This window comes from Sphingobium sp. D43FB (assembly GCF_002312805.1).
Taxonomy (GTDB): Bacteria; Pseudomonadota; Alphaproteobacteria; order Sphingomonadales; family Sphingomonadaceae; genus Sphingobium.
On sequence record NZ_NMUA01000015.1, the window covers coordinates 85,760 to 103,176 of the forward strand.

At 64.5% G+C, this 17,417-nt stretch carries 25 protein-coding genes; 3 read left to right on the forward strand and 22 right to left on the reverse strand.

Going from position 1 to position 17,417, the window contains the following annotated elements:
* Positions 1 to 233 precede the first annotated feature (233 nt).
* Together SxD43FB_RS14065 and SxD43FB_RS14070 are read right to left on the reverse strand one after the other, a co-directional pair.
* Positions 234 to 812 (reverse strand): hypothetical protein, encoded by a 579-nt coding sequence (locus SxD43FB_RS14065; protein WP_096062717.1) that lies wholly within the window; start codon positions 810 to 812, stop codon positions 234 to 236.
* 212 nt (positions 813 to 1,024) lie between these two features.
* The gene (locus tag SxD43FB_RS14070) at positions 1,025 to 1,999 is read right to left on the reverse strand and encodes a DUF2493 domain-containing protein (RefSeq protein WP_096062718.1); all 975 of its coding nucleotides are present in this window, start codon (positions 1,997 to 1,999) and stop codon (positions 1,025 to 1,027) included.
* A gap of 677 nt (positions 2,000 to 2,676) precedes the next feature.
* Here SxD43FB_RS14070 and SxD43FB_RS14075 point away from each other — a divergent pair.
* Positions 2,677 to 2,856, forward strand: coding sequence for a hypothetical protein (locus SxD43FB_RS14075; protein ID WP_096062719.1), 180 nt, complete (start codon positions 2,677 to 2,679; stop codon positions 2,854 to 2,856).
* A gap of 42 nt (positions 2,857 to 2,898) precedes the next feature.
* Here the strand turns inward: SxD43FB_RS14075 and SxD43FB_RS14080 are convergent, their stop codons facing one another.
* From SxD43FB_RS14080 to SxD43FB_RS14175, 19 genes are all read right to left on the reverse strand, one after another.
* On the reverse strand, positions 2,899 to 3,219 hold the full coding sequence (locus SxD43FB_RS14080) for a single-stranded DNA-binding protein (protein WP_096062720.1): 321 nt from the start codon (positions 3,217 to 3,219) through the stop codon (positions 2,899 to 2,901).
* 307 nt (positions 3,220 to 3,526) lie between these two features.
* Positions 3,527 to 3,925, reverse strand: coding sequence for a type II toxin-antitoxin system Phd/YefM family antitoxin (locus SxD43FB_RS14085; protein WP_096062721.1), 399 nt, complete (start codon positions 3,923 to 3,925; stop codon positions 3,527 to 3,529).
* A gap of 105 nt (positions 3,926 to 4,030) precedes the next feature.
* Positions 4,031 to 4,321 carry a hypothetical protein gene (locus SxD43FB_RS14090; protein WP_096062722.1) on the reverse strand — a complete coding sequence of 97 codons (291 nt, stop codon included), beginning with the start codon at positions 4,319 to 4,321 and terminating at the stop codon, positions 4,031 to 4,033.
* Positions 4,322 to 4,364: 43 nt separating this feature from the next.
* Positions 4,365 to 4,724: a type II toxin-antitoxin system Phd/YefM family antitoxin gene (locus SxD43FB_RS14095; protein ID WP_096062723.1), complete on the reverse strand. Its 360-nt coding sequence runs from the start codon at positions 4,722 to 4,724 to the stop codon at positions 4,365 to 4,367.
* Between the two features lie 236 nt (positions 4,725 to 4,960).
* Positions 4,961 to 5,467, reverse strand: a complete 507-nt coding sequence (locus tag SxD43FB_RS14100; RefSeq protein ID WP_096062724.1) for a DUF736 domain-containing protein — start codon at positions 5,465 to 5,467, stop codon at positions 4,961 to 4,963.
* A 167-nt stretch (positions 5,468 to 5,634) separates the two neighbouring features.
* Positions 5,635 to 5,955 carry a hypothetical protein gene (locus tag SxD43FB_RS14105; RefSeq protein WP_096062725.1) on the reverse strand — a complete coding sequence of 107 codons (321 nt, stop codon included), beginning with the start codon at positions 5,953 to 5,955 and terminating at the stop codon, positions 5,635 to 5,637.
* Between the two features lie 61 nt (positions 5,956 to 6,016).
* Entirely contained in the window at positions 6,017 to 6,715 is a 699-nt protein-coding gene (locus SxD43FB_RS14110) for a hypothetical protein (RefSeq protein ID WP_096062726.1), read from the reverse strand.
* A complete protein-coding gene (locus SxD43FB_RS14115) occupies positions 6,705 to 7,214 on the reverse strand; it encodes a hypothetical protein (RefSeq protein WP_176482788.1) in 510 nt (169 codons plus the stop codon). Before SxD43FB_RS14115 ends, SxD43FB_RS14110 begins: the two co-directional genes overlap by 11 nt.
* A gap of 142 nt (positions 7,215 to 7,356) precedes the next feature.
* A complete protein-coding gene (locus SxD43FB_RS14120; protein WP_096062727.1) occupies positions 7,357 to 7,686 on the reverse strand; it encodes a hypothetical protein in 330 nt (109 codons plus the stop codon).
* A 221-nt stretch (positions 7,687 to 7,907) separates the two neighbouring features.
* Entirely contained in the window at positions 7,908 to 9,569 is a 1,662-nt protein-coding gene (locus SxD43FB_RS14130; protein WP_096062728.1) for an ATP-binding protein, read from the reverse strand.
* Positions 9,570 to 9,658: 89 nt separating this feature from the next.
* Entirely contained in the window at positions 9,659 to 10,009 is a 351-nt protein-coding gene (locus SxD43FB_RS14135) for a DUF3768 domain-containing protein (RefSeq protein WP_096062729.1), read from the reverse strand.
* Entirely contained in the window at positions 10,006 to 10,974 is a 969-nt protein-coding gene (locus SxD43FB_RS14140; protein ID WP_096062730.1) for a hypothetical protein, read from the reverse strand. Before SxD43FB_RS14140 ends, SxD43FB_RS14135 begins: the two co-directional genes overlap by 4 nt.
* A 59-nt stretch (positions 10,975 to 11,033) precedes the next feature.
* Positions 11,034 to 11,276 carry a hypothetical protein gene (locus SxD43FB_RS14145; RefSeq protein ID WP_096062731.1) on the reverse strand — a complete coding sequence of 81 codons (243 nt, stop codon included), beginning with the start codon at positions 11,274 to 11,276 and terminating at the stop codon, positions 11,034 to 11,036.
* The gene (locus SxD43FB_RS14150) at positions 11,270 to 11,527 is read right to left on the reverse strand and encodes a hypothetical protein (protein WP_096062732.1); all 258 of its coding nucleotides are present in this window, start codon (positions 11,525 to 11,527) and stop codon (positions 11,270 to 11,272) included. Before SxD43FB_RS14150 ends, SxD43FB_RS14145 begins: the two co-directional genes overlap by 7 nt.
* A 2-nt stretch (positions 11,528 to 11,529) precedes the next feature.
* Positions 11,530 to 11,928, reverse strand: a complete 399-nt coding sequence (locus tag SxD43FB_RS14155) for a hypothetical protein (protein WP_096062733.1) — start codon at positions 11,926 to 11,928, stop codon at positions 11,530 to 11,532.
* Position 11,929: 1 nt separating this feature from the next.
* Positions 11,930 to 12,742 carry a hypothetical protein gene (locus tag SxD43FB_RS14160; RefSeq protein ID WP_096062734.1) on the reverse strand — a complete coding sequence of 271 codons (813 nt, stop codon included), beginning with the start codon at positions 12,740 to 12,742 and terminating at the stop codon, positions 11,930 to 11,932.
* Positions 12,743 to 12,756: 14 nt separating this feature from the next.
* Positions 12,757 to 13,080 (reverse strand): transposase, encoded by a 324-nt coding sequence (locus SxD43FB_RS14165; RefSeq protein ID WP_096062735.1) that lies wholly within the window; start codon positions 13,078 to 13,080, stop codon positions 12,757 to 12,759.
* Positions 13,077 to 14,228: a phosphoadenosine phosphosulfate reductase family protein gene (locus tag SxD43FB_RS14170; RefSeq protein ID WP_255245735.1), complete on the reverse strand. Its 1,152-nt coding sequence runs from the start codon at positions 14,226 to 14,228 to the stop codon at positions 13,077 to 13,079. The genes SxD43FB_RS14165 and SxD43FB_RS14170 overlap by 4 nt, the downstream gene beginning before the upstream one ends.
* Positions 14,229 to 14,250: 22 nt before the next feature.
* The gene (locus SxD43FB_RS14175) at positions 14,251 to 14,895 is read right to left on the reverse strand and encodes a hypothetical protein (protein ID WP_096062737.1); all 645 of its coding nucleotides are present in this window, start codon (positions 14,893 to 14,895) and stop codon (positions 14,251 to 14,253) included.
* Between the two features lie 113 nt (positions 14,896 to 15,008).
* On the opposite strand from SxD43FB_RS14175, the gene alkB reads away from it, so the two are divergent.
* Positions 15,009 to 15,650, forward strand: coding sequence for a DNA oxidative demethylase AlkB (alkB, locus tag SxD43FB_RS14180; protein WP_217988799.1), 642 nt, complete (start codon positions 15,009 to 15,011; stop codon positions 15,648 to 15,650).
* Between the two features lie 155 nt (positions 15,651 to 15,805).
* Here the strand turns inward: alkB and SxD43FB_RS14185 are convergent, their stop codons facing one another.
* Entirely contained in the window at positions 15,806 to 16,816 is a 1,011-nt protein-coding gene (locus tag SxD43FB_RS14185; RefSeq protein WP_096062738.1) for a hypothetical protein, read from the reverse strand.
* Between the two features lie 84 nt (positions 16,817 to 16,900).
* Between SxD43FB_RS14185 and SxD43FB_RS14190 the strand changes: the two genes are divergently transcribed.
* A complete protein-coding gene (locus SxD43FB_RS14190; RefSeq protein WP_096062739.1) occupies positions 16,901 to 17,389 on the forward strand; it encodes a hypothetical protein in 489 nt (162 codons plus the stop codon).
* Positions 17,390 to 17,417: the final 28 nt, after the last annotated feature.

The following is a 17,417-nucleotide window of genomic DNA, read 5'->3' on the forward strand; positions in this document are numbered from 1 at the left end:
GAAGCCGGAGCCGCGGAGCGGTGAATGGGGGTGCCGATTTTAACGTGGTTAAAAGTGGAGCGAAGCGGAGCGCGGACCGCGTCAAAATTGGGGGCACCGCTCATCCTTGATGCGGTGGTTCCCTCAACGACATGCTCAGAATTCTGTGAGAGATTTCACCCTCAGATAGGGGAGCAACGGTGCCGCTGGGGATTGCACGAGACCCGCCAGATGTTGTGGCCGAAAAGGGGAGGCTATGCCCATTCCAGCCGGGAAGTGTCATCGGCATCGGCGGTTGCCAGAAGTTGGTCCAACCGGCCGAGATAGGCGGCAACACCATGGTGCGCCGCACGCCGCCGGACAGCGGGATTGGAGAGCCGGGCGCGCACCGTGTCGATCGGGATTTCGCCGACACTGTCTGGCCTGAGACCAAGCCCTTCGAGAAGCGCGATGGCATTGGCCGAGGCAAGGTCGAGTTCGAGACCGAGGTCCGATGTCAGCGCGACCTTCAGGTTGATCGTGCCGGTCTCCTCGGTGCGATAGACGCTCACCCGCCGGCACCGGAACTGGGCCTCTTCGACGACGCTGATGACGTCCGCCTGAAAGTCGAAGATGCGCACGATCGCGGCCAGCGCGAGCGGGCAGACCCGCGCTTCGAAATGGTAGGACAGGAATTCGTCCTCGGCTGCGTCGGGATCGAGCAACAGGGTGCCGGTCCGGATGCTCTCCTCGCGCAGGAAGCTCCTGAATGCGGCGAGCTGGCGGGCATTGATTATAGCGCGTGGGCCAGGCTGATCGTCGGCGGCGGTGGCGATGCGGAATGTGATGGACATCTCGTCCTCCCTTGTTGAACCGCTTGGGCCCTGCCCCCCTCTCCTTTGGCCGCTGCGCGGAGCCGCAGGATCGCGGTCTCCTGGTCTGCTCCGAGCGCGCGCAGGCGCTCAGTCCTCGCGGCGCGAAGGGGCTCGATGCCCCTGAGCGCCGCCTTCCAACGCAACAAAAAGAGGAGAGGCCCCGGCCTAAGCCAGGACCTCTCCGCAAGGGCTCAGGCGCCCCGCTTGATGCGCTGGTGCGCGAGGCGGACGATGTGCAGCGGAATGCCGGCTTGCCGCAGCTTCTGGGCGAGGTTCTGCTGAATCCCCGACCCTTCGCAGACAACCGCTTCGACCGGCTTCAGGTTCAGGATGCGGTCGTTGCGGACGAAGGCGGCGCGATTGCCCTGGCTCCGGTCCAGGCGGAACTGGATGACCTTGACGCCGCGAGATGCAGCCCAGGCGTGCGCCACGGCATCGCAACCCTTGGCTTGCGCTGTGGTCGCGAGGATCATTTCAGGGATGCGCGCCTTGATGCCATCGAGACCGTTCCACAGGAGGTCGACGTCTTCCCATGCCTGCCCGCCCGAGAAGGCAACCACCGGCCCCTCCGGCGCGAACTGCTCGCGGCGTTCCCGGGCGCGCGAGGCCAGATAGTCACGGGCGTCGATCATCGAAGCGTTGAGCGCACTCGACACCCGGCTTCCCCGCACCGGCGAGAAAGGCTTGCCGGTCTCGATGCGGTACATTTCGGCGGCATGGTCGCGCATGCACTCCATTGCCTCGCGGCATCCCTGCAACGTCTGGCAGAGGAGCTGCGTGTCCTCGACTTCGGTCGCGTAGATTTCCGAAGGGTCGTAGCTGCGGGCGAGATCGCCGAGCTTCTTGGCCGCGTCATCCTCCCGGCCCTCGATCCGCTTGGCGACGACATGGAAGCTGTTGGCGAATCCCCAGACCAGATCGTTGGCGAAGGGTTCCATGCGGGAGTCGCGCAGCACGTCGAACATTGTCATCATCATCATCTCGACAGCGGCCCGCACTTGCTCGGGGTCCGGCATGTCGAGCGCTTCGGGGGCATCGACGATGCTGAGCTTCGCCATCTCGTTATGCTCGATGAAAGCGCCTTCGTAGGTCTCGGTACGATCCTCGTTCACGCGCGCTGCTGCGACGTGGCTGGCAAGATCGGCGAAGTTGTTGAAAGAAGTCATGATAGTCTCCGAACAAGTCGATCTCTCATCCGGGATTGGATGAAAGATGAAGTCTCATCGGATGAGCTGGCGGGGCTTTGTCAGTGACGCGGGGCTTGTCCCCGCGCCGCGAAGCGGGGCGTGGGGGAACCGATTTTCTCAGGGTCTGTAAGCGGAGCGAAGCGCAGTGGCGGACCTTGCGAAAATTGGGGGAACCGCGCATCCTTGAGAAAGGCCCTTAAGGCTCATCACACTATGGCGATGAAGCTGGTCTGATCCCGAGATGTTAGAGAGAGATTTTGATTTGCCCCGGCCGCGCCCGCGGGCGGGTTAACAGCAAATCTCTCCAGCCTATTCAGGCGAGAACGGCTGCGTCAGGCCCCCGCAAGGTGATCGTCGCCCGGCAGGGCGGAGACACGGCAACGACGTGGCTCCGGAAGCGGCCACGCGAGTAGAGCGCCGGTCCCGTCCTGAGCGTGTCGAAGGACCGGGATGCGCAAACCCCGGTTGGCCTGGCTGCCTGTGGCACAGCGAAGGCTGGGTCCATGCGCCCGCAGTGCACTGGTTCGACGAACCCAGCGAAATAGCGAACGGGCGCCAGCGGCCAATTGATGCTATGATCGGAGTCGAAGGCGGGATGGCCAGCCCGGCCAAAAAGCGGCTCGGCACAGACCTCACCGGTGCTCCGGAGGCTCGATATGGACGAAGCGATGATGAGGGAGGCCGCCCAGGCATTGGCGGCACGGTTGAACCGGCTGCTCAACGCCAGCATGGCCAGCGAGATCGTGCTGTCGCGAGAGGAAGCGCTGCTCGCGCTGGGGTTCACCGAGAGCGTGGTCGAACTGCTGGCGCCTGGCGCAACGCGCCGGCAGGCCTGAGAACGAAAAGGAGCGGCGCCCGCAGGCGCCGCCCGGTTCGGGTCAGAAGAAGTCGATCTTGTCGGCGATGATCTCGCAGCCGTAGCGGGTCACGCCGTCACGATCGTCCCAGTTCGAATAATGGAGCCGGCCGGTGATCGCGACGACGTTGCCCTTCTCGCGCGACGCGGCGGATTTGCCGAGGCCGTTGAAGCAGGTGACCTTGTGGAATTCGGTTTCCTTCGCGGTGTAGCCGGTGGCCTCGTCGATGTAGGTCTTGCCGTCCTTGAGCTTCACGCGGTCGGTCGCGACGACGAGGGTGGTGACGGTGTTGCGGGTCTCGGGGTCCTTGACGACGCGGCCGGCGATGTTGACGGTGTTCATGGGCGTATTCCTTGTTGGGTCCGACGGCCTTCCCGCCGGTGACACCGAAAAAGCGGCGTGCGAGATCGCATCGCACCGAAGCGCAAGCGGAGGGAAACCCCTGGAGGGAGCTGGCGCGGGCAGCCGCGAAGCGGCAACACGGGCGACTGTAAGGGGTTGTGATGCGAGATCGTCCGCCGCAGGTGTCATGTCAAAGGCGAAGGAGGGCGGACGGAACTGACAAGGATCAGACACGCTCCACCAGACAGTCCCGGTCCCTACTGTATCCCGAGACCCTCGACGCTGAGCCCGTCGATCGCGCCCTGCGTTAACGCTGGCAGGCGGCTGCGGTCACGGAGAGAGCGGCTTTGCCTGGAGGCAGGTGTCCCAGGGCGTCGCGAAGATGCCGGGCGCGCAGCGCAAACCAGGAAGGGCGATCGACCTGACCCGGCGGCTGTCGAAGGCGGCCAGGAACCGGCTGCGAGAACGGCATCAGCAGTGCCGATGTTCGTCGTCGAAATCGACGGCGGCAACCGCGGCGCGCGCTCCTGCTCTGTGAAGTCGCCATTGCACGATCGCGGCTCTTGAGCCGCTGATACTCCGCAGCCGACATGAGCACGAGGCTGTCACGTCCATGATGGGTGATGGTAAGCAGCGCTTCCAACGCCAGGCGGCTGATGCGGCCGAATGACTTCGACGCCTCAACGGAACTGACGGATCGGGGCATGGCGGTTCTCCTATCCGGAAAATTGGGAGCTTCCGGAGCAATCTCAAGATGTGCAGGGCACCGTGAAACGAGGACGTCGTCCCACCATCGGGATCGCTGCAACCGTCAGTCGCGGGAGAGCGACTTCGATTGGATGCAAGCGTCCAACGCCGCCGCAAAGAAGCCGGGCGGGCAGCGTCCGAAGAGGAAGCTTGCCGCCTTGCCGATCGTGCGCAGATCGTGACCGACCCAGTCGAACGCGTTGAGTTCGCCTGGAACGAGGCTCGAGCCGGTGCCATCAAGCCCCATCGCCTTGGCGACGGGGTCTGGGATCGCAAGAGCAGTATCAGACGCGCGCTTGCCCTTAGTGGTCAGCGGCATGACGGTGACCCGGCGGCCGACGACGGCCATCCCCATTACCGGGCGGGCCTTGACGCCTTCATCGCGGCCCGCGTCGGCGTCACGCTTGAAAAGGTAGACGTAGTTTAGAACGTCGCCCGGTCTCGGTAACGGGGTCGCGCTCGTCGTCCCACTTGTCGGTGGCGATTTCTGCGGCGCTAGGCCGGGCAGCTTCAAGGTGGGCCTTTTGCTCATCGGTCATCGTCTCGGTGGTTATGACCTCGCGATAGCCGTGCAGCGCTTCCAGCGCATGCTCCAGAAATTCCATGCTGACGATCGCAGCGCGTGGCCGCTGATGCTTCTGCAGAATGACGGGCTCACGCTGGCAGTCGTCGACGATCTGGCCGAGGCGGTTGTGGGCATCGGTCAGCTTGACCGCGGTGAACTGGTCAAAGTTCCTTTCAGGTGCGGCAGATGCCATATGATGTCTCCGGGCTGTTTGATTCGCCTAGGGCCTCGCGCTTTCGCATGGTGCCCTCTCAGGCAATCACAACTCAATAATGGTCAAAATAGACATTTTATAGAATAGCAAGAACGTTGCGACGAGCACGAGAGTGATGGCGCGCGCGGCGGCGGAGCCAGCGAAACAGAGACAGGACCCGCTTCGCGAATGTGCGAAGCGAGCCCTGTGAAGTTAGGCGGAGAAGGTGTTGCCGATCAGTCGGCCATCTCCGGAGTGCGGCGGCGCCGACCAGCGGGAGCAGGCTCGCCCCCGAACGCGCCGTCGGCCGAGGATTCGCCCAGTCCATCCCCGCCAGCGGGAGCAGGAGCAGCAGGCTCGTCGGCACCCGGCAGCGGCGGCAGACCGTCATCGGCGGTGACCGTGTCGTTCGGCGCATCGCGGCGACGGGTCGGGCGCGACCAGACGATGTTGTAGGAGCCGTCTTCCTGACGGAATGCCGAGATGTAGAGCGGCTTGTCGAGGCTCGGATCTTCGATCTTGCCGTTGAGGAAGGTCTCACCGGTCGAGTTGGACGAGAGCTCGAACAATGCGCCGACCTGGACCCACTGGCGAGCGGCCGAGAGTGCGAGGATCTCGAACTTGGGCGCACGCGGATTGGCGGACTGGACAGTGCGCAGTGCGATAACGATCGCGACGGTCAGCGTCGAGATCTTGCCGGTGTAGGTGCCGGCGGCGTTCTGGGTGATGGTGCCGATGTTCATGGGTATTCTCCTGAGATTGTGCGCTCGAACCCCTTGTCCGAACACCTTCTCTCACCCACTCAACTCCTCGGCCGTTCGGCCGAGTAAGGCGCGCCAGCGCCGCTCCGACGCGCGCTACTTCAGCGCCGTCGGGTCGTTCAATGCCGTCTATGATGTCGTAAAGGGAGTCAGGTGCTGGGCGGCGGCGCGGGCGAGCGCCACAACGCAATGATGTCCTGCATCTCTTCAGCAAAGCCGAGGCTGTCGATATAGACGGCACCGCGATCATTCTGGCCGAGAAAGCCGATGACGGTGGTGATGTCGTTGGCGATCGCGACGTCGAGGCCGAACAGGTCGGCGATCTCGAAATGGCCAAGCTCGGGGCCGTTCCACCAAGCCATCAGGAAGTTGGCGACACGGCGCGCCTGACCGGTGTCACTCATCGCGATCGGCAAGAGGCGGGTTAGCGCCGCGCGCGCGGAATCATAGTCGGTCGGGATCGAGGTCATCTTTTGTCTCCGAGCGCCGAAGCTATAGGTCTTCCTTGCAGGTGCAACCACAGCATGCGGGTCAGAGAAGAAGTGGCGCTGGGATGGCGAGCCATTCCGGCTGATCGTTTGCGAGCGACACGTCAAAGTTCGCGGCCTCGGCCTCCGAGAAGATCCGCGCGCGGGCGAGACGATCGAACCCGTCGCTATCATTCCAGAAGCTAAGGCCATATTCGGCGTGCCGTGTCGCGAGCACGAACCCATCGGCACCTTCATCGCGGGTCCGCGCGAGCGCGCGGTCGAGCATCCGCCCGGTGCTGCCATATTCGATGTCGGCCTCGGTGATGACGACGTAGCCGCCTCCGAATTCGTCGGGGCGCAGACGATCATGGTCAGCCGCCCATTCGAACCCGAAGGGGAGCGCTGATCGCGCGCAGCGCTGGATCAGATTGGCGGCGGTTTCGATGTCGAACTGTTCGCCCGAGAGGAAGACGATGGCCTGCCCATCCGCATCCGGTTCCCCGATGTCGATATCGAAGTCGAGGGCTAGGTAATTCTCGTCGGGGAAGAGAGCAAGCAGACCGTCGAACGGGCTGAGTTCGGTGCGCGGGAAGAGCGCAGCGAAGTCCGCGCCCATGGTCGCATAATGCGCCTCAAGCGCGTCGATGCTGATATGGGCATCGCCAATTATCTCGATCGCGGCGATGACCCGGCGAAGGAGGTCGGCCTCGGAGGCGGTAACGGCCAGGCAAAATGCGGCCTTGGTGTAACTATTCGACATGCGCTGATCCTTCGGCACGAGAGGGGGTGTCGATCGGTGCGGCGGGCTCGAGGACATCCCCTTCGACGACGAGCGGCAGCACGGCGAAATCGGCGGCGGCGAAATATGCGAGGACCGCTTCAAACGAGCCGAGCTTTTCGAGCGCTTCGCGCGCGATGACGACAACGTCGTCCTCGGTGACCGCGTAGGAAATCAGCCTCCCGTCACCTTGATGGACGATCCGCTGCGGCCCCCACTCGCCGCCATAGCCGCCAGACCATCTGGCGAACGGGACCTGGTTCCCCACGCACCAGCTTTCGAGCTCGTCGAAATAGCCCCAGGCGACTTCGTGCGCGCACAGGCTGAGTGGCTGACCGACAGTGCGATGGTCCGGCTCGAAGGCCTCGCCGTCCCAGTCGATGGAAAGGCCCTCGTTGCCAATGATCGCGACAAGCTCGGCGAAAGCCGATGTCGAGAGCGATCCGCCGATAATGATCGACGCTGAAACACGGTCTGCCATAGGTGCCTCCTTGTTGGTCGCCGCCGAGGGCGCACGACGTTGAGCGCTGCCGACGAGGTCGGCGACGCGGGTGGATGAAGGGGTATTCGAGAGGCGGCCACATCGGCCGTGAGATCACTGACGCGAGAGCGTCAGCGGCTGATCAGTGGATCGAGCCGAAGAGCGACCGTTTGGCTGCGGCTTGCTGGCATCCGTCCTTGATGCCGACCGTCTCGCGCATCTCGGACATCAGCTGTTCGGCAAGATCAGCGGGCACATCGACATGAGGCGCGACAACAGCAATCGCGGCCTCGGCGGTGGGTAGTTCTCCGGGCTCGGTGCCGGCCCAGATCAGGGCTTCGCCTTCGTCGGGCTCCTCCTCGGTGCGGAAGAAGACTTGGGCGAAGAAGGTCTGGAGCGGTCGGTCCCAACCGACCGTCGCGCGAACGATGTCCGGCTTGTCGGCCTTGGGTTGAAGGTCATGCCGGCTCATTGGGTCGTCCTCCGGATCCTGTGTTGCACGTGGCGCGCAGCACCTTCAGCGCTGCTGATCGCCTTGCCCGCCGCAGACGCCGCCTAGCGCGCGCCGGCTTGCCGAAGAAGGGTACGGGCTTCGCGCAAGCGCTCAACCGCTATCGCTATCGCTTGCCCATGTTCGGGCCCGGCCGGTGTTATCCGCCGCATGCTGTTTCCTCCAATTGGTGGTGGGCGGCGTCAGGCCTGGGCCGGTTGAGCCGGCTCCATTGCGATCTCGAGTCCGTTGCGGCCGATGACTGCACGGAATTGTCGGCCTTCGGGAACGAACCACTGGACACGGTCCGAGAGCACGGTGCGCAGACGCTCGAGGATCGCGGCATCGTCGCCGTGGAGAATGCAGATTGCGATCTCGCGGGCGTCGAGCAGAAAACGGTCGTGCTGAGTGTCCCAGCTATCCGCGTCACGGTCCTCGCTCGGCGAAAAGCAGGTGCCCTCAAGCAGGTCTACGATGTCTTCGGCCGTCACGGCCTCGGGCGACGCGATGATGACGGCCGCTTCTTCGACGTCCCAACAACTGCTGTCGTCATATTCAATAACAGCAGGTGCAGTGATGGTCGCACTTGTGTCGCCCGAAGGGCCGGTGATTGTCAGCACGAGCCTGGCCGCGTCGACCGGCCCGCTTGCGAGACCGGGAAACTCAGCGTCGTTGTAGTGCATGGTCTCCCCGTTGAGCTCGATCTCGAACGCCATGCCGGTGATACGCGAGAGCCGATCGTACCAGTCATAGCCCACCATTTTGGGATCGGGCGCCACAAGCCGTCCTTCGAAGGCCTTGTCTTCGGACAGTGCGAGATGGGCGGACTGCTCGATCGCGGGAATGGAGCCCTCGACGATAAACAGGCCTTCGGTCGCCTCAATCTCCGAAGGTGTGATTCCCACATGGACGTCGGCGCTCGCCGGCTCCCAGTGCGTCAGCAGCGGCACGGCCTCGGGAAGGCTGATACCGAGCTCCGCAGCCTCGCACCACTCGTCGTAAGCGAGGCGATGCGCGGGCCGGGTCGCGATGAAGCGGTAGATGGCGCGACGAACTTCGCGCCTCAGGCGCGCGAGCGCTTCATTCTCGACCATTTCCTTGCGCGCCGGCAGGACGAGCTGCAGTGCTGGCGCATCGGTGATATCGACGCGTGCGCACCAATAGCCGTGCTTTTCGACGATAGAGGGAAAACCGCCGCCGACGGTGACGCCGTGGAAATTGATCGAGTGGCTATGAACATTCGCACGGCGATCATCGAACACGCCAATGCGAACGCCGCCCTCTCGATAGATGGCGCAGGCGCCGTCGAGCCAATCCAATCGCTTCAGCTCCTCCCCATTGAGGAAGACCGGGATCGGGCAGTGGCGCGCCGCGGCGCGCGCGGCAGCGTCCAATGTGTCGGACCACGCCTTATCGAGCGATAGCACGATCTCCGTGCCGATCGGTCGATCACACGAAGCGACTGGGATAGGCGAGCCATCTTCCCAGGCATGAGCCGCAATGTCGATCTGCCAACCGAGTTCCGCGGCACGCGGACGTGAACGGACACTGACATGGCGGCCAGCTAAACTGAAGACGCCCATGCCGGCAGGATCTTCGCGCCGTGCCACGCTGTCGGTCCAGCCAGATCTGCCGAGCGCGAGAACAACCGTAGGATCGTCAATGCCGACGCCGTCGTCGGACACGCTAAGTTGGACCCCGTCCTCGACCTGGGAAGTCTGGAGCATGACGCTGGTGGCGGTGGCGCGACGGGCGTTTTGGATAAGCTCGGCAAGGACGTCGCCGATGGTGTTGTTGAAAAGGCGGGTCACCTTGGTGACGGCCGCGCGATCGACCTGGCTTCGAACAACGCTGGGAAGGGACATGCTGGGGCTCCTGCTACGAGCGGAATTGCTCCCATTTCCCGATCCCCCTCCCCTCTCTCTCTGCTGAGGCATTTGGAGCAATCGAATGATCAATCATCGGAGGGAAGCATGATTGTCATGACCCTCGTCGTGACGAGAGGGTCAGCGGGGTTCTCGGAGCCCCATTCGAGCGAGAGATCGTAATAGTCGATCGTGAAGCGGACGGTGTGGCCCGCGACGATGAGCTCGCCCCGTGCGCGCTCGCAGCCATCCTCGGGCTTGAAGACGTACCGGCGGACAGCGGCCATCACTCCGGCCTGGGCGAGAATTTGGTCCGCCACGCCGCCCTCCCTTGCAAGCGTTGCGAGGCAGGACGCGGTGATGACGATACGGGCGCTGCGATCGAGGCCTTGGCGGCACCGGTCGTTGAGCTCTGCAATGCGGCGTGTCTGCTCGGTCATACTGCCTCCATCAGGCCTGCGTTGAACCTATCGAGCCATTCCTCCATCGTGGGCCGCTCACCGACGGGCACGATGCTGGCGGCGTCCTGGAAGCGGATCAGGTCAGTCGGCGCGTCGCGGCGGATCGCATCGATCTCGGCCTCGGGAAGAAGCCGCTCGCCGCGAATGAAATCGGTGATCCTGCCGGGCTTGGTCTTCGTCGATCGGCGCCAGAGGCCCTCGACCGTGCGAAGTCGCGGTTCGGCCCGCGCCTCGATCAGGACGATCAACCGCAGGCACCATGGGGGCAGCGCGCGCACTTCATCGGGCCGGATTGCGCCACAGAAGAAGCAGCTCGACTTGGGCGGGACCGGCAATCCTGCGGCCTCGATACGTGCTACGCATCGGTCGCGCGTCCAGTTCCAGTCGCGCAGCGGATAACGGCAATCGAAGAGCGGGTCGTCGAGTGCGGAGGCGTGGGCGTAGCGACGTGTGTCGGCGGGCGATGCGTCATAACCGATCAGCCGGACGACTTTCTGACCGCGTGCCCACGCGGCCTTGGCTGGCGCCCATTGTTTCAGGAAGGCGTCCTGCGGCGCGACCTTCCATTTGAGCGAGCAGCTGTGCCGACCAAGACTGATGCTGGGCAGGGTCGCATTGGTCAGTACGTTCGCCAGAATCGAATAATAGGGCGGCCAATGCTTGAACCGCCGGGGCACGTAGCGGACCACCTCATAAGGGATGTGCCGTGCCACCATCCAGGCAGCGATCAGCTTCTGATATTCGTAGGTTTCCGGCTTCTCGGCTCCGGGATCGGCCGTGAGAACAAGGTCCGGCGCTTCTCCGCGCGCTTCCAGCTCGATGAGGAGCGCCGTGGAATCGACCCCGATGCCATAGGCAAGAACAACAGGTGGCGGCGCTGCGACCGCGATGATGTCGATCGGCCTCGGTTCGTCGGTCGGCAGGATGGTAGGGCTGGATGACATCGGAGGGCCTCGGGCTTGAAAAGCGGCAAATCGCCGCCTCTTCGTCCCCCCTCCCCTCGTCAGCGCGCGGCGGTTCCGCCGCGCTGAATTGCCGCGGCCACGGCCTGGATGTCGGCGACCGCCATATCGAGCCTGCGAAGCGCCTCCTCGCCGCCATCGCACCCTTCGCTCGATGCGAGCTCGATCATGAGAAAGGCGAAGAGCGTGTCTCCGGCCTCGCGAGCCTGCTCGAGATCCTGGACATGGGCGAAGTCACCATCGCCGTAAACGTCAGTGCACGCGCGTTGGAATGGGTTCAACATGACCGGCACCCCTGCTGGTCGAGGGTCGCGAAATGTGCCCAGCATGCATCGATCGCGGCATCGAGCGTGGCGCAGTCGGCGAGCGGCTGAGAGGCCGCACCGCCTGCCGTGATGACCCGCGCGTTGGGCGTCCAGACGGGGTCGGCCAGTTCTGGCGGCCAATCGTGGAAGCCGTGCGGGTAGGCGGTGATCGAATAGGGGCCCCACAGCTGGGGATGCAGTCGCGTGTAGCGAGCGACATAGACGGACATGTCTAGTCCTTTCGAATCGATGGAGCGGCCGCACGCGGCTCGCCCAGGAGGATGACGGCGATCGAGGACTTGTCGTCGTCGGAAAGTTTGCGGCTGTCGAAGGCCTGTCGACCGCCCAGGCCGATGGTCAGCATGTCGAAGATCGGTGATCGGCCGCCATTCGCGTTCGGGATGGTCGCGCCGTGGTCGTGATACTGGATGTCGACGAAGCTTGGCGCCGCGCCGCGCTGATACTCGCCGAAGAAGAAGGTGATGCGCCGGCCGTCCGTCGTCCTGGCGCTGAGCGTGAAGCTTTCGTCCGGAATGTCGATCGGGAGGGTTGGAACGTCGTTGAAGCGGGCACAGCCGATGCTCTCGGCATCGGCTGTGGTCATGACGGGCAAGGTCGTAATGTCGGCCATTTCAAATCTCCTGCGGCGGAAAGAGTGGAAGCGTCGGGTGCGCGAATGGAAGCGCCTTCGGGTACGGCAGGCGCGGTAGCGCGTGGCCGCGGCGACGCGCCTCGCGGGTGAGTTCGAAGCAGTAGGCGAAGAGGCCAGCCTGCTGGTGCCGCACGAGCAGCCGCTCGCGCTCAAGCCGCCAGAGCCATGCGGCCGGCTCTTCGAGCGTGGTCGGCCTCGGGAGGCCGAGCGAGACCAGGTGGTCGATCGCGCCGGCGTGGCCCTGTTCGCCGAGGCGGATTTTCGAAAGGGTTCGGCCCGATATCGTCACCCCGGCGGCGCGCAAGACAGTGCGGGGCTTCGTCACGGCGCGGTGCGCGGCCGAGAGCGCGCAATAGACCCGGCCGATATGGCCGGCACCGGGATCGCTGTAGGAGACCACGGCCTCGATGTTCGGCCGCTCCCGCCGCAGATGCCGGAAAGCGCGGGCGACGAAGAAACTCTCGCCGTTCTGCGGCACGGCATCGGTGAGGATGAGGCGCGCAAGAACGCAGCCGCGCTCTGGATCGTCAAACCCCGTATGCCTCGCGATGACGGCGTTCGTCGTCGGAACGGCAAAGACGGCAACACCTTCGAGGATAGCATTGCGGCCGAACAGCCCGACCGCGATCCGCGCTGCGGGATAGGTCGGCAAATAGTGGTGCTGCGCGATGAACGCACGGGCCGCGCTGTGGTCGATGACGTCGACGGCGTAGGCCTTGGGGTCAATGACGGTGAGATCGCGCGCCCAAAGGGCGCGACGATCCCGCCAGCGTTGGCTGCGGGTCGTTTCCATGATGCAGGTCCTGGTCAGAGCAGCTTGGGCTGCTGCGCGTGCTGCTGGAATATCTCGCGAGCGAATTCCTTGGCCCCATCCTGCTCAGCGCAGGGGAAGAGGTCGTGGCTGCCGAAGAGACGGAAGGATCGGTCTAGCTCCATCGCGCAGAGCCAGCGCGCATTGCCGTCGATGTCGATCATGGCAAGCGGGAGGCAGCGCGAGCCGCCATAAGGTCGCGGCTCGACAGGATCGCCGGGGAAGCCGGCGAGCGTCCAGAAACGCCAGCCAAGAGGTGCAAGGCCGCCGATGGTCGCCGAGACGTCGAACTGGTCGAATTTAGCCTTGATCTTGATCATGCGGCACGCTTTCGGGCACCGGCTGCCATCAGTTCGGCAAATCGGTCCAAAATGGCGGAAACCGAGGAGTAGCGATCCTCGAGCCTGTGACGGGCGAGGATCGGACGGCGTGCCGCGACAATGTCCTCGGCCTCGGCGCGTGTAGGAATGCGCGGCGGCCAACCGGCGACGTAGCGTAGGCCGGCAGGCATTGCGGCCTCGATGCGCCGACGCTCCGCCTGGTCGGCCTTGGCGCGGACGACGTCCGCCTGAAGGGCGGAACCGAGCAGGTCCAGCGCGACGTCGGCCAGCCATCGCGTCGGCTGGAAAGGGAATGTCGAGCGCGCTTCGATGCCGACAAGCTCACGATAGACGTCGCCGTTCGGCGGCGCTGCGGCTGATGCCCGCAGATCGTGCAGCGAGGCGAAAATGCAGTAGCGGCATGACAGGCGTGTCGAGCCCCAGTCCGTGTAGGCCTCGTGCAGCGGAATACCGAGGAGCTCGTGCGCGCGGAACACGTCGGCGGCGGTCCAGTCGGCGAGCGGGTTCCAGAGCGACATGATCGTGCCCCGGCGGTTCCCGGTCTTGGCGTAGCGCTGGTCGGTCTTGGCGATCGGGATCGCAGCCCGGTTGTGGCTCTCGTCGCGCCGGAGACCAAGCACCGAGATGATCCGCTCGCCAGGGAGCAACCGCGCGACCGCAGGGCCGATGACCGCCGCCTTCATTTCCGACTGGCAGAAGCGGAGCGAAGCCGAAGACCACGGACCAATGAGGTTGTAGGTTTCAAGCGCCTCGTAGCGGCGCTTGCCATTCTCAAAGCGTTGGATCCAGCGGTCGACCAGATCGCCGGCAGCGCGCCGGACGACGGTGAGCGACATACCGGCGATGGCCGCGATATGTGCGACGGTCGCAGGCGTGGACGCCCATTCGGCCCGGCCGAGATCGGCGTGGATCGCCATGCGCCGCGAGCGCGGATGGCCGAGATAATCGAGGTAGCGGTTGACTGCAAACATGGCTGCGCTCGAATCCTTGCCGCCTGAGAGGTTGAACACGATCCAGGCGCCCGCCCGGATCGTACCGATGATCTCCGAGTCGATGGCGAGTTCTGGGATCGCTGGCATGGCGAGTGAACCCGACCGCAAGGTCGGGACAAGGCTGGGAACGGACATCGGAATCTCCCGATCTCATGGGTTAGGCGAAAAGGCGCGTGGGCTGGGTTGCGGATGCGGTCAGGCGGAGTTCGCGGCGCAGCCGGCTGGCGAACCGGTCGGGCGCCAGCAACTCGTTGACGGAAGCCCAATGATTGCGGGCACCATAGTGATCGCCGCGGCCTCGCACCTGGCGGAAGACGACCTCATTGTCCGGACCGAAGGCCCCCAGGGAAAGCTGAACCCAGACCTCCTCGCCGTGGAGCGTGATCTCGCCGGAGACGGCAGGGCCGCCCTTGGTCGAGCGGATGTCGTAGCTCCCCGCATCCAGCTCCAAGGCCTCGGCAAGGCGGCGCATTGCGGTCCGCGCTTCTGCATGGAAGACGCGCTTGGCGGCCTCGTCGTTGCTGACGCCGCGATAGGCGAGCGTCCGCAAGACGGGGTGCCGGCGGATCTCGGCGATCTGATCCATGCACGCCCGGCGAAGTGCGATGTCATCCGCCTCCCCAGCGCAGACAGTCCCAAGATGGCGCGTAAGGAGGATCACGGCGGCGTCAGTCGCGCTGTCCTTTCCAGCATTGTGGCAATCAGTAACGGCGGCGCCTATCGCGTGCAGCGTGGCGGCGATCGTTGTCAGGGCGCTGGGATCAAGCGCCTGTTGATGGCGCATGGCGACGTCGTAGTGCATGGGGTGGCCCTCCGGTCTCGAGCGCAAATCCGCTCGTCCGGCCCTCTTCCCCCTCTCCTTTCTCCGACGCTCAGTCGGGGCGACGATCGCGTGCAGTTGGGCTAGACTCCAGGATGATGGAGAACCTCTTCGCCTTCGACCGCCGTCAGCTGGCACTCGATCAGGGCGCCGTCCTGTTGGAAGGCTTCGCGCTGTCGCTGGATCGCGTGCTGCTCGATGCAGTCGGCAGGATCGCGGAGGCGGCGCCGTTCCGGCACCTCGAGACACCAGGTGGCCGGCGCATGTCGGTGGCGATGACGAACACTGGTCGGCTTGGCTGGGTCTCGGACCGGCGCGGCTATCGCTATGACGAGATTGACCCGATAAGCGGACGCCCCTGGCCCACTATGCCGAAGGCATTTGCCGAGATGGCGCGAAACGCGGCGGCAGCGGCAGGCTTTGACGGGTTTGCGCCCGAAGCCTGTCTGATCAATCGCTACGAACCGGGTACGAAGCTGTCGCTGCACCAGGATCATGACGAACGGAACCTCGATCAGCCGATCGTGTCTGTTTCGCTGGGGGTCGATGCTACCTTCCTCTGGGGCGGACAGACGCGTGGCGATCGGCCGCAGCGGATCACGGTCCAAAACGGTGACGTGGTCGTCTGGGGAGGCCCGGCGCGTTTGACCTTTCATGGCGTCGACACCCTCGCCGACAGCGACCATCCGCTCACGGTCGCGCTGCGATACAATCTGACGTTCAGGACGGCGGCTTGATCTAGCCACCGACCAGACGAAAAATAGACGCGACGCAGTTGGAAATTTCCTCTGGGCCGAAGATGACCTCGCCCGCGAGCGATTTGCCCCGCGTGCTGGGGCGGTCCGCCCCGACATCGAGGGCAGGAAAATATCGCTCGTCACCGAGTCGCAATTCAGGGGCGGGAACCATCCCGGTAGATGTCCGCAGCCCATTGCTCGATCCATGGCGCCGTCAGCTCGTCATGGTCGAGATCCCCGGCCTCGATGAGGTCGCGGATTTCAGCGCGGGCCTGCGCGATCGCTGTCTCCCAGGCATCGGAAGGACCGTCTCGTGGCGGCGGCTGCCGCTGAACGGTCAGCTGGACCGGCCGCTCCGACAAACGAGCGCGCTGGGCGCCGACCCACCGCTCCATGTGATCGGCCACGAATGCGTCGGTCTTGGAGATCCCGCGCCGCAGCGCGGCCCGGCGAGCGCCTACGCCGTAGGCCTGGCTATCGATGGACGCGACGCGGTGCGCGAACGGGCGCAAGAACGGCAGGGCCGAGCCTTTGACACCAAAGGCATGCAGGCGGACACCTGCCGGCAGGACGCGGTCGAGATGATCGATGACCGCGACGAGGCCTTCGGGACCATGAACATCCCGGCGACACATGCTGCCGACACCGAGGAGGGTGCCCGGCCGGATCATGCCCGACAGCGCATCGGCGCAGCGCTCATAGTCGCTTGGCGTGCGGCCCTGAATCACCGGCATCATGGTGCTGGCGATGCCGAAATCGTCTGCAAGCCGGCGGCAATCCCTGTTCGCGCGAATTGTTCGAGAGAGGCGGTCATCGACCTCTTCGCGGTCGCGGGCGATCTCTTGCTCGACGCAATAGTCAGCGCTGGCCCACCACCGGAAGGGATAGGCCGACGCGAGCGCGACATAGTCGGCGATGGTCCAGGGAAAGCCGCCATACCGTGCAGCGGCGACGAAGCCGGCCGAATCCAGGCAGAGTGCGGAGAGCCCTCGCGCGTTCTGGAGCTGGCGCGTTCGCCAACCCGCCCATTCCCGCCGACCACGTTTGATCGACCAACGCGATAACCCGTTTGCAGAGATAAGAGCTGGCTGCTGGAGGGCACGGGCACGCGCAAGGATCGGCCCTTCGCCCAGATGCGGCAGTCCAACGATGATATCGATCGACATAGGAATCACCTCCCCCCAGCTGTGTCGCAGGTCGCTTGACCGTTGCACTTGTTCACGTTACGTTCCTTTCGCTGGAGATTTGCGATGAAACAGACTGTTTTTCACGACCGATTTGATCTCGATATCACGCTGCGCGACGCAGCCCTGGACGCCGAGAACCGTCCGACGCGCCGCATGATTGCGAACGCCGCGATCGGCATGGACGTCGAAGATGCCTATTATTCGGTCCGCGAGCTTCGCGAAGCGGTGGCCTGGACCCACGAGGGTGACGTGGGCGCAAAGCGCAAGCTGGCGGAGATCCTTGCCAATGACGGCGCGGACGATTTCCAGCGCTGCATCTACTTCTGTCTGGCGGGCCGCGGCGTGGTCGACATGCTCGACGACCTCGAATGGATCGAAGATCTGTTGGAGCGTCGCGGCCGCGTTGCCGGCGAGGTTCGGCGGATGAAGGCCAGGCGGATGCCGCTGACCAACCCCTATGTGGCTGATGCTCCCGACGGACCGCTGGTCAAGCTGGACGGTGACTTTGAGCAAGGCCCTTCGTGGTGGGCCGATCCGTCGCTCACGGCCTGATATCGTCGCGGAACAGCTGTTGTCCTCG

What these genes read in the sequence shown, in the direction of transcription:
- SxD43FB_RS14065 (WP_096062717.1), bottom strand. Translation starts at nt 812, where the DNA reads ATGTCCATCACATTCCGCATCGCCACCGCCGCCGACGATCAGCCTGGC.
- SxD43FB_RS14070 (WP_096062718.1), bottom strand. Translation starts at nt 1,999, where the DNA reads ATGACTTCTTTCAACAACTTCGCCGATCTTGCCAGCCACGTCGCAGCA.
- SxD43FB_RS14075 (WP_096062719.1), top strand. Translation starts at nt 2,677, where the DNA reads ATGGACGAAGCGATGATGAGGGAGGCCGCCCAGGCATTGGCGGCACGG.
- SxD43FB_RS14080 (WP_096062720.1), bottom strand. Translation starts at nt 3,219, where the DNA reads ATGAACACCGTCAACATCGCCGGCCGCGTCGTCAAGGACCCCGAGACC.
- SxD43FB_RS14085 (WP_096062721.1), bottom strand. Translation starts at nt 3,925, where the DNA reads ATGCCCCGATCCGTCAGTTCCGTTGAGGCGTCGAAGTCATTCGGCCGC.
- SxD43FB_RS14090 (WP_096062722.1), bottom strand. Translation starts at nt 4,321, where the DNA reads ATGGGGATGGCCGTCGTCGGCCGCCGGGTCACCGTCATGCCGCTGACC.
- SxD43FB_RS14095 (WP_096062723.1), bottom strand. Translation starts at nt 4,724, where the DNA reads ATGGCATCTGCCGCACCTGAAAGGAACTTTGACCAGTTCACCGCGGTC.
- SxD43FB_RS14100 (WP_096062724.1), bottom strand. Translation starts at nt 5,467, where the DNA reads ATGAACATCGGCACCATCACCCAGAACGCCGCCGGCACCTACACCGGC.
- SxD43FB_RS14105 (WP_096062725.1), bottom strand. Translation starts at nt 5,955, where the DNA reads ATGACCTCGATCCCGACCGACTATGATTCCGCGCGCGCGGCGCTAACC.
- SxD43FB_RS14110 (WP_096062726.1), bottom strand. Translation starts at nt 6,715, where the DNA reads ATGTCGAATAGTTACACCAAGGCCGCATTTTGCCTGGCCGTTACCGCC.
- SxD43FB_RS14115 (WP_176482788.1), bottom strand. Translation starts at nt 7,214, where the DNA reads ATGGCAGACCGTGTTTCAGCGTCGATCATTATCGGCGGATCGCTCTCG.
- SxD43FB_RS14120 (WP_096062727.1), bottom strand. Translation starts at nt 7,686, where the DNA reads ATGAGCCGGCATGACCTTCAACCCAAGGCCGACAAGCCGGACATCGTT.
- SxD43FB_RS14130 (WP_096062728.1), bottom strand. Translation starts at nt 9,569, where the DNA reads ATGTCCCTTCCCAGCGTTGTTCGAAGCCAGGTCGATCGCGCGGCCGTC.
- SxD43FB_RS14135 (WP_096062729.1), bottom strand. Translation starts at nt 10,009, where the DNA reads ATGACCGAGCAGACACGCCGCATTGCAGAGCTCAACGACCGGTGCCGC.
- SxD43FB_RS14140 (WP_096062730.1), bottom strand. Translation starts at nt 10,974, where the DNA reads ATGTCATCCAGCCCTACCATCCTGCCGACCGACGAACCGAGGCCGATC.
- SxD43FB_RS14145 (WP_096062731.1), bottom strand. Translation starts at nt 11,276, where the DNA reads ATGTTGAACCCATTCCAACGCGCGTGCACTGACGTTTACGGCGATGGT.
- SxD43FB_RS14150 (WP_096062732.1), bottom strand. Translation starts at nt 11,527, where the DNA reads ATGTCCGTCTATGTCGCTCGCTACACGCGACTGCATCCCCAGCTGTGG.
- SxD43FB_RS14155 (WP_096062733.1), bottom strand. Translation starts at nt 11,928, where the DNA reads ATGGCCGACATTACGACCTTGCCCGTCATGACCACAGCCGATGCCGAG.
- SxD43FB_RS14160 (WP_096062734.1), bottom strand. Translation starts at nt 12,742, where the DNA reads ATGGAAACGACCCGCAGCCAACGCTGGCGGGATCGTCGCGCCCTTTGG.
- SxD43FB_RS14165 (WP_096062735.1), bottom strand. Translation starts at nt 13,080, where the DNA reads ATGATCAAGATCAAGGCTAAATTCGACCAGTTCGACGTCTCGGCGACC.
- SxD43FB_RS14170 (WP_255245735.1), bottom strand. Translation starts at nt 14,228, where the DNA reads ATGTCCGTTCCCAGCCTTGTCCCGACCTTGCGGTCGGGTTCACTCGCC.
- SxD43FB_RS14175 (WP_096062737.1), bottom strand. Translation starts at nt 14,895, where the DNA reads ATGCACTACGACGTCGCCATGCGCCATCAACAGGCGCTTGATCCCAGC.
- alkB (WP_217988799.1), top strand. Translation starts at nt 15,009, where the DNA reads ATGATGGAGAACCTCTTCGCCTTCGACCGCCGTCAGCTGGCACTCGAT.
- SxD43FB_RS14185 (WP_096062738.1), bottom strand. Translation starts at nt 16,816, where the DNA reads ATGTCGATCGATATCATCGTTGGACTGCCGCATCTGGGCGAAGGGCCG.
- SxD43FB_RS14190 (WP_096062739.1), top strand. Translation starts at nt 16,901, where the DNA reads ATGAAACAGACTGTTTTTCACGACCGATTTGATCTCGATATCACGCTG.